The organism is Staphylococcus sp. AtDRG32 (assembly GCF_004365845.1).
Lineage (GTDB): Bacteria > Bacillota > Bacilli > Staphylococcales > Staphylococcaceae > Staphylococcus > Staphylococcus hominis.
This window is the reverse complement of the sequence record NZ_SODE01000002.1, coordinates 1-11585: the sequence shown is the minus strand read 5'-3', so window position 1 is coordinate 11585 and position 11585 is coordinate 1. Positions and strand designations below refer to the sequence as shown.

11 protein-coding genes, 3 pseudogenes and 1 riboswitch are annotated in these 11585 nt (G+C 31.4%); of the genes and pseudogenes, 5 read left to right on the top strand and 9 right to left on the bottom strand.

Features of this window, described 5'->3' with window-relative positions; genetic code table 11:
* Positions 1–18 precede the first annotated feature (18 nt).
* From bioB to BDW25_RS04130, 4 genes are all read right to left on the bottom strand, one after another.
* Positions 19–984, bottom strand: a complete 966-nt coding sequence (gene bioB / locus BDW25_RS04145; protein WP_002454695.1) for a biotin synthase BioB — start codon at positions 982–984, stop codon at positions 19–21.
* 249 nt (positions 985–1233) lie between these two features.
* Positions 1234–2163 (bottom strand): carbamate kinase, encoded by a 930-nt coding sequence (gene arcC / locus BDW25_RS04140; RefSeq protein ID WP_133944881.1) that lies wholly within the window; start codon positions 2161–2163, stop codon positions 1234–1236.
* A 20-nt stretch (positions 2164–2183) separates the two neighbouring features.
* A complete protein-coding gene (gene argF, locus BDW25_RS04135; RefSeq protein WP_049436994.1) occupies positions 2184–3182 on the bottom strand; it encodes an ornithine carbamoyltransferase in 999 nt (332 codons plus the stop codon).
* A 179-nt stretch (positions 3183–3361) separates the two neighbouring features.
* Positions 3362–4363 (bottom strand): PTS sugar transporter subunit IIC, encoded by a 1002-nt coding sequence (locus BDW25_RS04130; RefSeq protein WP_239667868.1) that lies wholly within the window; start codon positions 4361–4363, stop codon positions 3362–3364.
* Here BDW25_RS04130 and BDW25_RS11020 point away from each other — a divergent pair.
* Together BDW25_RS11020 and BDW25_RS04125 are read left to right on the top strand one after the other, a co-directional pair.
* Positions 4323–4406, top strand: a pseudogene (locus tag BDW25_RS11020) (hypothetical protein); the annotation flags it as partial. The gene BDW25_RS04130 and the pseudogene BDW25_RS11020 sit on opposite strands and share 41 nt — an antisense overlap.
* Before the next feature lie 322 nt (positions 4407–4728).
* Positions 4729–4830: riboswitch (TPP riboswitch) on the top strand.
* 60 nt (positions 4831–4890) lie between these two features.
* Entirely contained in the window at positions 4891–5802 is a 912-nt protein-coding gene (locus tag BDW25_RS04125) for an ABC transporter substrate-binding protein (RefSeq protein ID WP_133944879.1), read from the top strand.
* A 227-nt stretch (positions 5803–6029) separates the two neighbouring features.
* Here BDW25_RS04125 and BDW25_RS04120 read toward each other — a convergent pair whose 3' ends face one another.
* Positions 6030–6293, bottom strand: a complete 264-nt coding sequence (locus tag BDW25_RS04120) for a hypothetical protein (protein WP_002449319.1) — start codon at positions 6291–6293, stop codon at positions 6030–6032.
* 380 nt (positions 6294–6673) lie between these two features.
* Here BDW25_RS04120 and BDW25_RS04115 point away from each other — a divergent pair, with 380 nt between their 5' ends.
* Positions 6674–6841: a hypothetical protein gene (locus BDW25_RS04115; protein WP_239667867.1), complete on the top strand. Its 168-nt coding sequence runs from the start codon at positions 6674–6676 to the stop codon at positions 6839–6841.
* Positions 6842–7019: 178 nt separating this feature from the next.
* Positions 7020–7171 (top strand): annotated as a pseudogene (locus BDW25_RS11015) (recombinase family protein); the annotation flags it as partial.
* Here the strand turns inward: BDW25_RS11015 and BDW25_RS04105 are convergent.
* Positions 7165–7343, bottom strand: a pseudogene (locus tag BDW25_RS04105) (plasmid mobilization protein); the annotation flags it as partial. The pseudogenes BDW25_RS11015 and BDW25_RS04105 sit on opposite strands and share 7 nt — an antisense overlap.
* A gap of 313 nt (positions 7344–7656) precedes the next feature.
* On the opposite strand from BDW25_RS04105, the gene BDW25_RS04100 reads away from it, so the two are divergent.
* Positions 7657–8541, top strand: a complete 885-nt coding sequence (locus BDW25_RS04100; RefSeq protein ID WP_133944877.1) for a ComEC/Rec2 family competence protein — start codon at positions 7657–7659, stop codon at positions 8539–8541.
* A gap of 21 nt (positions 8542–8562) precedes the next feature.
* Here the strand turns inward: BDW25_RS04100 and BDW25_RS04095 are convergent, their stop codons facing one another.
* From BDW25_RS04095 to BDW25_RS04085, 3 genes are all read right to left on the bottom strand, one after another.
* Positions 8563–9303, bottom strand: a complete 741-nt coding sequence (locus tag BDW25_RS04095) for a hypothetical protein (RefSeq protein WP_133944875.1) — start codon at positions 9301–9303, stop codon at positions 8563–8565.
* A 334-nt stretch (positions 9304–9637) separates the two neighbouring features.
* On the bottom strand, positions 9638–10342 hold the full coding sequence (locus BDW25_RS04090) for a hypothetical protein (RefSeq protein ID WP_133944872.1): 705 nt from the start codon (positions 10340–10342) through the stop codon (positions 9638–9640).
* Positions 10343–10515: 173 nt separating this feature from the next.
* The gene (locus tag BDW25_RS04085; RefSeq protein ID WP_133944870.1) at positions 10516–11214 is read right to left on the bottom strand and encodes an LPXTG cell wall anchor domain-containing protein; all 699 of its coding nucleotides are present in this window, start codon (positions 11212–11214) and stop codon (positions 10516–10518) included.
* Positions 11215–11585: the final 371 nt, after the last annotated feature.

The window sequence follows — 11585 nt, the reverse complement described above, 5'->3', positions numbered from 1 at the left end:
TCTTTTATCTATATATCATTACCCATCTATCTCAAATCCCATATCTTCAATCATTTGGTAATCAAGTTCATTAGGCTGTCCGCCTGTCACTAAGTAATCGCCTACAAAGATAGAGTTAGCCGCTTGAAGTGCAGTTGCTTGAAGTGAACGTAAATTGACTTCACGACCACCCGCAATTCGAATTTCTTTTGTGGGATTAATCAGTCTAAACAGAGCTAAGATACGTAAACACTTTGTTGGAGATAATAAGTCTAACCCACCAAACTTGGTACCTTTAATCGGATGTAAGAAATTTACTGGAATACTGTCTGCATCAATCTCTTTCAACGCAAATGCCATATCGATAATATCTTCATCTGTTTCTCCCATCCCACAAATCACGCCAGAACAAGGTGAAATGTGATGTGCTTTCATCACTTCAACTGTATTCACACGGTCTTCATATGTATGTGTTGTCACAACTTCCTCGTGATAACGTTCACTTGTATTTAAATTATGATTATACCGATCGACACCAGCTTCTTTTAACTGTGTTGCTTGTTCATCATCAACCAAACCTAAACACGCACAAATTTTAAGTTGTGGATGAATAGCTTTAATATCTTCTACCGTATCACAAATATGATTTACTTCTTTATTCGAAGGACCACGTCCACTCATTACAATACAATACGTCCCAATTTTATGGTCTGTCGCGACTTGTGCCCCTGCTTTAATTTGTTCTTGATCTACCAAAGCATAACGCTGTTTTTCTTTCATTTTGACAGATTGCCCACAGTAACCACAATCTTCTGGACAAATGCCACTTTTAGCATTGAGAATCATATTAAGTTTTACTTTTTTACCATAATAATGCTTTCTTACTATATAGGCTTCATTTAATAATTCAAACGTATCAATCGTCTCGTCTTGAAATAGACTTAGACACTCTTCTTTAGTTAACGCTTCTCCATTCAATACACGTTCTGCTAGATTTAATGTCATGATGTTTGTCACTCCTATCTTTTAAAATACACTAATAAAACTCATAATTGTAAACTTTATATAATTATAAGTTTACATTATTCCTTGATTAAATCAAAGGATGTTTTAAAATGAAATGGTCTATGAATATAATCTCAGACAATCCGAAGTAGAACTTGTAACTATTAGATATTTGAATAACTCATAAAAAAACTTGAGCCTACATATGTAAAATACATATATTAGGCTCAAGCGATTTAATATAACTATTTATTTTGTAATACGTGTACCAATTTTACCTTCTAGCGCATCATTTAAACCTGATAAAGAAGTAATCAATACACTACCTTTGGGATTCTTTTCAATAAATTGAAGAGCTGCTTCTACTTTTGGCAACATACTGCCTTTCGCAAATTGATTATCGGCAATATATCCTTTCATATCATCGACTGTGACGTCACCTAGTCCTTTTTGATTGTCTTTTCCGTAATTAATATAAACATAATCAACGGCTGTTAAAATAATTAATTGATCCGATTGTAAATGAGCTGCAAGTAATGCACTTGTCTTATCTTTATCAATGACTGCATCGACACCTTGATAACGATCTTGTTCCTTAACAACTGGGATACCGCCACCACCCGCTGCAATCACAAGCGTGCCATGTTTAATGAGTGTTTCAATACTATCAAGTTCAACAATATTAATAGGTTGAGGAGAGGGCACAACGCGACGGTACCCACGTCCTGCATCCTCCATAAAAGTATATCCTTTTTCTTCTTTTGTTTTTTCAGCTTGTTCTTTAGTATAGAATAGTCCAATTGGTTTTGTTGGTGATTGAAACGCTGGATCATCGTTTGCTACTTCGACTTGTGTTACGAGTGTTACAACTTCTTTCTTGATACCTAAAGTATGGAGTTCGTTAAGTAAACTTTCTTGCATTTGATAACCGATATACGCCTGACTCATTGCGCCACATTCAGGGAATGGAAAAGGCGGGCCTTGTTCATGTTCTGCTGCATAATTTAATCCTAAATTAATACTTCCCACTTGTGGTCCATTCCCATGACTAATGACAACTTCATATCCTTTTTTTATTAAACCAACTAATGATTTAGCTGTTCCTTTTACAAGCTCTAATTGTTCTTTCGGTGATTCCCCTAAAGCATTGCCACCTAATGCGACCACGATTTTAGACATCCATAGGTCCCCCTTTTTCTCTATTCGCCTAAAGTTGCCACCATTACTGCTTTAATCGTATGTGCTCTGTTTTCGGCTTCTTGAAAGACAACAGAACGATCACTTTCGAAGACCTCATCTGTGACTTCCATTTCATTCAAACCATATTTTTCTTTAATTTGTTTACCAATTTTTGTTTCTGCATTATGGAAAGCAGGTAAACAGTGTTCAAAAATGGTATGTGGATTGCCTGTTTTTTCTATTAATTCTTTTGTTACGCGATAAGGTTCTAATAATTTAATACGTTCTTCCCAAGTATCGTCAGGTTCACCCATCGACACCCATACATCTGTAGCAATCACATCCGATCCTTTCACCCCTTGATCAATATTGTCAGTCACTAAAATAGTACCGCCGTTTTTATCAGCCAATGACTGACATGTTTTTAGTAACTCATCTTTAGGTCTTAACTCTTTCGGACACACAAGATGGAATGTCATTCCCATAATAGCTGCGCCTTGCATCAATGCATTTGCCATATTATTACGTCCATCACCAATATATGTGAAATGAATGTCTTCATAAGCTTTTTTTAATACTTCTTTTGCAGTTAAAAAATCAGCAAGCACTTGTGTTGGATGATCTTCATTCGTTAAACCATTCCAAACCGGCACACCCGCATATTCTGCAATTTCTTCAATAGTACGTTGAGAAAAACCGCGATATTCGATACCGTCATACATCCCACCTAAAACACGAGCCGTATCTTTAGCCGTTTCTTTCACTCCCATTTGTGTACCTGTAGGCCCAAGATACGTCACATGAGCACCTTGATCATAAGCTGCCGTTTCAAACGCACAACGTGTGCGTGTAGAATTTTTTTCGAAAATTAAAGCGATATTTTTACCTTTAAGTCTTTGTTGTTCGATGCCTGAATATTTTGCACGTTTTAAATCTTCAGAGAGATTAAGTAAGAATTCCATTTCTTTTTTTGAAAAATCAAGTAATGTTAAAAAATTTCTATTTCTTAAATTTTGCATCTTAGCCCACTCCTTTGTCAGAGGTTTAGTATTGAAAATTCAATACACATCATGTGTATTAACGTTACAATATGTGTAACTTTTTATTATATTATTACACAAAAAATATGAGATAGAAAATTTAAAACGTACAACAAAAAAACTTCTTTGCCATATTTCGACAAAGAAGTCACTCATATTTATGCTGTTTTAACTTTTCTTTTTGCTTCACGATCTATCATATCTTGTTTTGTAACAATTGGATATTTTTTGAATGCAAGAGAACCAAGGAAGCCTGCTAAACCACCTACAATGGCCATTATAACACCATAGATCATCACTTTCATTGGACTATTAAAACCAAACATCACTAAGAATCCTGCAATGGGTGTTGCTGTACCTGTTGCGTCATTGATCATACCAGATAAAGCGATAATTAAACCTGCAACAGCTCCTCCAAAGAAGTTTGTCACATACACTGGTATCGGATTCGCAGAGACAATATCAGCTTGAGATAACGGTTCAATACTTACTGAAATTGTTGATTTACGATCGCCTAATTTTAAACGATGGAAAAGCGTACCATTCATAAATGCCGAACTAAATGCAGCCATAGCACCAATGGCCATTGGCACGCCAGTTAAACCAAGTAAGGCGGTTAAAGCCATTGAACTTAACGGCGCTGTACCTACAACAGTAATAATGCCTCCAAGAATAATCCCCATAATAATTGGATTTGTGTCCGTACTACTTTTAATAATGTCACCAATTTTTAGTAATGTATTATTCACTACTGGCGTTAAACCCGTCGCAATTAAACGTGCAAGTGGTGCAAGAAGAACGATTGAACCAATAAGATCCACGCCATCTGGAACATATTTTTCTGTATATTTCATAAGATAACCTACAATATAACCAGCAAAGAAGCCTGGAAGTAAGTCTAAACCACCACAAGCAGCTCCAATAACTAATGCATATACAGGTGAAACACCAATAGCTAAGGCTGTTAACCCAGCAGCAGCAACACCACCAAGACCTCCCGCAGCGTCACCTAGTTGTTCTAAAAATTTAATACCAAATACTTCTCCACCTACATATTTGTTAAAAGCTTCTACTAAAAATGTCGCAATGGCTGCATTAGCTAAAGCTCCCATCGCACGCATACCACTAGGTGCTTTATATGTAAATAACGTAAAAATCACTAAGACTAAAACTAAAAACAACGTACCAATTAATAAATCCATAATCTACTGTCATCCCCTTATATTTAATTTAGATGTGAGGTATGGCTTCAAATCAAACAATATCTCACTACTTACTTTCTTCCTTAGTAGACAGTTTACTAAAAAACGAAATATATTTCACGGAATTTTTTAATTTTTTAAATTAAATTGAAAATTCCGTTTATTTTTTACTTAATTACTTCAAAATATATCTATCTTATACATTATGAAATGATCGACAAAATGATATAAATATACAAATGAAATAATCTGATAAAGTAAATGTAAACAAAATATCAGATTTAATTAACCTAGAATATATGTTATGTTAATGTATATAACAACATATTCACTAGGGGTGCAATTGATTGCTGAGAGAAAGTACTTACTTTCAACCCTTAAACCTGTTGGTTAGTACCATCGTAGGAAAGTGACTTACATATTACTTGACGTCTTTCAGTATTCACTTTTTTGCGTAGAAAATTGAGTTATTGGAGGATTTTTTTATGGAGAAATTAAGAGTTGGTTTAGAATGGTTTTTAAATCCTGATCACATGCCATTAATTTTAGGTATAGAAAAAGGATGGTTTAAGGAACAAAATTTAGAGATTGAGATGATTGAACCTGAAGAACATTTTGATGCTTTAGATGAAATCGAAAAAGGTACAATGGATATCGCAATTACAGAACCTATCCATTTAGTAGAAGATAAAGCATCCAACCAAAATGTTGTAGGCTTCGCAAGATTCTTACATACCAATGGCGGTATAATGTATAAAAAAGATAAAGGTATTAAAACACCAAAAGATTTAATTGGCAAACGTCTCCAGTACCCAGGAGCTCCAGGTCTTGGTGGTATTGCTATTGCAAAAACCATGATTAAAGCTGATGGCGCTCAATATACAGATGGTGATATTATACCAGTAAATAATAGTTTTTATCATACTGATGCATTGTTAAATGATAAAGCAGATGCAGCAACACTTATATTTGAAAACTTTGAAATTTTAGAAGCAAAAAGTAAAGGATTAAATGTCGATTATTTTGCATTAAAAGATTACAATGTTCCTGACTTTTGCCAATTAATTTTTATCACTACCCCTGATAAGTTACACTCTGAAGAAGAAAAAATCAAAACATTTATTAAAGTTATACAAAAAGCAATTCAATATATTAAAACTAACCTTGAAGAAGCAATTAATATCTATTCTTCATATACGAATACAGACGTAAGTGAAGATTTAAACAAATCCACAATACAAGCCACAGCAAAATGTTTCACTAACGATTTATCAATGAGTTCTGACTTTTACAATGATTTACAATTATGGTTAAAAGAAACAGGTAAAATTAAAAAAACAATCGAACCTAAAGAATATTTCACAAATCAATTACTATTTAGTAGATATGCTAACTAAACTCAAGTTTATATTCAGAGTCTCTACAATTTTTAAATTGTAAGAGACTCTTTTACTTCTAAAATATTGCCATTCTCTTCAATATCTAAATATATTTCTTCATTTTTAGCATTGCCGCTACCTAGAACTGAACTACTTCATTTTTCCTTAATTGAGAAAGAACATGTAAGCTGTAGCACCAGTAACGCCACCAGATATGCCGTCAATAACAGCATCAGTAGCTGTACCTAAAGTACATTTATACCAATTTGTTTTGTCGTCTTACCATCTGATAGTGTTAAGATTTCATTATCATTTATTTTACCAGTAATATTACTATCGGTAATAGATAAATGTAGAACACTTTTATTTTTTTGAGTTAAGTTACTAATACCATCTTGTTTGTCAGCTGCATGAATTTGATCAGCATTAGATACTACTATTGGAGCTACAACAGACTCTGTTACAATAGATACACTTAACAATACTTTTGATAACATATATTGCTTCATACCTAAAATGCTCCTTTTTAATTATTCATAAATTCATATTATCAAAATGTTACATATATTAATTAAAAGATTCTCAAATGTATCAACATAGTTCTCAACTTCTATAGGAGCAAATATTGCTGGACCAATAGGAGCGGGATTAGATTTAGTAGTCGGTACAGGCATATTACTCTTGTCTGAATAGAAATTTTTCAGAGGTAAATCTGCTACTGATATTGTTAAGGATAAATCTAATGAAAAAGTGAGCGTTATAAGAAATTCTAATGTGTGGAAGAGTCTCAAAAATTTAATGTTTGATAGCATAATTCTGATAGCATAATAATGTAAAACATTTTGGGACATCCATCAGTTCAATATTTTCATAAAGGTGGCTAAATAAATTGGAAGAATCATTAAATCGTTTAAGAAAACCAGCAATACAAGTAGTAAATATATTCTCATTATTGTTTATATTTTTCTCATATATACAATATCAATTTGATCTTACACTTGAAAGACTTTTATTATTCTTAGGTGCATTTTTATTTTCTTCGAACAAAAAAAGTTAGCAACAAAGGTAGCTAATTTTTTTACTATCTCTCAATTTTAATAGAAAGATAAAAAATGGATAATAATTAGTTTTATAGTGACGGCACTTCTGATAATCATAACTTATGTTAATAAAAGATAAAGTTCATTTATGTATGTTTCTAATACTATGATATATTGAAATAAATAGTAATAAATAAAGGATTGGAAGCCGTCAGAGCAAGAGGTAGAAAAGGCGGGGCGGAAGACCTTCATTACCTGATCATAAAAAGAAGAAGATTAAATTTTTATATGCCGAACAAAAACTTATAGGTGAGGAAATCGTAAAAAAAGGTGTTAGTCGTTCAACATCAAATTTAGGTGTGACCAATCGACTGCCTTGTGCTTTTTCTTAACGAAAGCAGGCACACTCATATTTAAAGTTTCAGCCTACTGCTTTAACTTTAAATATTCGGATTCGCTCACAAGAAAACTAATTTGTTTCGGCTCCTTACGGTTGGGTTTTTGGTTTTGTTCGCTCATACATCCCACTACGCTTTCTACGAAAGATATTACTTAATATAGTGGTTTGGGCAAGCACTGGCTTTGCTAGCCACATACGTGGTAGCATCGCCGGCTTGTTGGGGAATATCCCCAATCCCCTTATATTTTTGCTTACGCAAAAAATGAGTGGCTAAATGCTAGCCAATTATTGTTAAAAATACGATTTTAAAATAAATGGAAAAAAGAGTGTTTAAAAGAATAATAGAGAAATTTAATACTATTATAATTTATTCCTTCAAATAGTTTATATGATAATATACTGTTCATAGAATGAATTACAAGGAGGTTTATAATGAGTATAATTAAGTCTTTTTCAGTTGATAATGGAGATATGTTTTACATTAAACATGGTTCTGACAACTTTACTATGATTGATTGTAATCTTAATGATAGAAATCAGGTGGAAATATTAGAAGAATTAATTGAAGAATCATCTTCAAAAGAGATATCAAGATTTATATCGACGCATCCTGATGAAGACCATATATCTGGTTTGTCAGATATTGAAGAAAAAATCGGTATTTCAAATTTTTATTGTGTAAAAAATAATGCTAAAAAAAACGATCCGAGCAAAAGTTTTAAGAAATACAAAGCTCTCAGAGATTCTTCTAAGGCGTTTTACGTATATAAGAGTTGTAGTAGAAGGTGGCTGAATCTGGGAGATAACGTTAGAGGAAGTTCTGGTTTGAGTATATTGTGGCCGGATACGAATAATGAAGATTATAAACAAGAATTATTAAAAGTTAGTAGAGAAGAAAGCCCCAATAATATCTCTACAATAATTCAATATAATTTAAAGGATGGCGTAAAGGTTTTATGGATGGGTGATTTAGAAACTGAATTTATGAAAAAAATTGAAGAATGGGTGGACTGGCCTGAAATAGATATTTTATTTGCTCCACATCATGGAAGAGAAAGTGGTAGAGTTCCAAAATCAATTCTCGACAAATTAAATCCCAAAATAATAGTTATTGGAGAAGCAGACACAGTACATTTAAATTACTATCAAGGATATAATAAGATAACCCAAAATTCTACAGGCGATATAGTATTTGATTGTGTCCCAGGAAAAGTCCATATACATGTGAAAAGTGATGCTTATAGCACTACATACTTAGAAATGGAAAATCCACAAAGTTTACCAGGACTCAATTATATCGGAACTTTAAATCTATAAAAAACCACTTGAAAGTTTGTATTAACTTTCAAGTGGCTTTTCACAGGTAGATAATAATGTTCTTGCATAAGCTTCAGCAGTACTTTTAACCCATTTTTCATTGACGAAAAATATCCAACTAATAATAATAAAAGAATTGATTAATATTGAAATTATAACGTTTATAGTAACTTCATCAATAGGTTCATATTTTAGAAAATAGAGTAGATAAAAATTTAAAGCAAGAGAAAAGATCGAAATAATCACAGCTAGCCATTTCATTCCAAGCATATTTCTACTATAACCATAGTTTATATTATCTTGATAAAGTAATGGGAATTTTTTTGTATCTCTGGTGTTTTCGAGTAACCATTTTACTGCAGATTCATATTTATCTTGTGAAGATTTAGGATTTTGAATTTCTTCATTCCGACTGGGTAACTTTAACCCTTCAATATTTTTTTGTAAGTAATTGTGATAACGTTTTTTAGTTTCGATATCTATCGTATTATCCAAATGAGACAGTTGTAATGTGGCCGGAAGACCGCCCCATTTCTGAATTAACTTACTTTGAACATTTTTTCCTCTTTCTCGTGCTAATTTTCCTAAAAAAAATAATAATATTATTAATATTATTGATATAAGTAAACTTGATTCTAAACTAATGAGTTGAGGGAACCATAGTAAGGTTGTGATTACAAATGGAAGAATAGTAAGAATTGCTGGAAAGATTCGTGCTTTTAATTCATATTCATTTAAATTACTTATAATCTTATTAAACAAAAGTATATCTCCTTAACTCACATATAGTTTTATTAATTTAATATTACCATATATACGTTTTTTGCATTTTCTCTTGATTTTATTATTGAAGTTAATATTTATATATTAAAAGACATCTATAAAGTGAAGAAATACATAAGGTATACGAATTCATTTCCTATAATAATTAATTATGTGAACTAAAAAAGAGCCTTTTTGAAGGCTCTTTTATCTTAAAACGAAAAAAAATCAAAGCGTTTAAATTCCAAAAGTATTAAAATATACGTGAGTATTATAACGAATAATATTTGTTTGCTAAATAATCTTTCTAATGTACTTATTAATAATCTGCTAACTACTTATTATATCTAATTTTACTTGCTAACTTAGCTACTGTTTTATTGTCGTAGGGTTTAATATAGACTGTTTCAATATTCTCCTCTATTGCTTTTTTTGTTATCTTATTCATTTGACTATAATCACTATTTTGTGAATTTTCCCATTTATAAGGAATATTATTATATACATTAATTGTTCCATCACCATTACTGCTATATGTTACTGACCCACCAGCTCTCATAGGAGCTTCTAATTTCACAACTTTTTCTTTATAAATTGCACTATTTTGGGCTTGTGGATTTACTTTTGAGCCTTTTGGTATTTCTGTAACATAAACATTTCTAATACCTTTTAAATCATTTCTTGTAGATATTAACTGATACCAAACTCGTGCATATTCAATTTCTTCCGAGTTAAAATTATTTAAGTAACTTTTATTTTTATCAGTAGATTGTTGATTCTTATTACTATCATTATTTTTTTCTTGTTTTTTATTATCATTTTGTTCTTTATTTTGTTTATTGCTACTTTCTGAATTATCCTCACTATCAGATGTGTTAGTTTTTTCGTCAATTTCATTTGGTGTTTCATTATCTTTGTTTTCTGAGGTGTTAGTATCACTAGAATTATTATCATTGTGATGTTCTGAATCGTTATTATTACAACTCACTAAAATTACCGATAAACTAACAATTAATATAGGTAAAATGATTTTTTTCACATTACAACTCCTTTTCAGCATTTTAAATTAGATTGTGTTGATATTTTTTCAGCAAGAAAACGTAAATTACATGGGTTAAAAAAGTTGTTTAATATCCATAGCATAATATGTATTAAATATATAATAAAATAACCACCGTGTTTATGTAAAACAGGTGGTTATTTTATCAATTTTTATGTTGATTTTTTTCTGAATATTAAAAGACTTATACCTAATATTAGTAGTCCAGAAGCGCCAATTATTGATAATATATCACTTTGGTTGCTTTCTCCTGTTTCTGGTAATACTTGAGAGTTTGAATCTTGATTTTTCATTCCTTCAGAACTCTTGTTTTTATTTTCAGTTACAGGTGTCAACTCACCTTGAGGTGTATTAATAGTTTTATTTTCTTCATTAGCTATCTTTTGACTTTCATTTTTTACAATTTGATTATATTTTTCTGTGGATACACTATTAGGGTTAGGAACATTACTTTCTAATTCTTGGTATTCTTCTTGAGTCATACCATTAGGTATCACGCCTCCGAAAGGTCTTTTTCCTTGTTGAGTTCTCTCATTACTTTGTATATCAGTACTTTGTGATTGATATTCATTAAATACACTTGAAACTTTCTCATTATACTCGATTTGAGTTAATTCCCCTGAATCTTTCTGTTTAGAAAGTTCACTTATTTGATTTTGTGCAGATCGTGGGAGGGATGAAGTATTGAAGTCTACATTAGCCCAACCATCTCCATCTGTATCTGCGCTATTTGGTAAACTCTCTCCGTATACGGTTTTGGCACCATCCTCAGCATTGACTGTCGCTGAAAAACCTGTGAATGTTAATGAGCTAGCAAATAATAAAGTTGGAAGTAATGTGCGTTTTTTCATAAAATCATCTCCTTTAATAGAATTGTATTTTCATTATCACATAGATACATTCAACATAAAATGGCTATCTAGTAATATATGGATAAGAATAAAAAATTAAAAATGTATACATTATTCATGATAGCTACCTATAACACTTTATTATGTAAAGTAGAGAAATGTAATGGTTATATAGTAATATTTTAGGCATATTCATTAATAAAAATATAAATATTCTTTGTATTAGGTTTTTCTTTTAAATTTCTTATGAGTTATAAAAATTAATATATATAGTTGGATAAAGTCCGTATAATTGTGTAAAAGTAAAAAGGCCATATAACAGTCCTTTTACGGTACAATGTTTTTAACGACAAAAACATACCCAGGAGGAC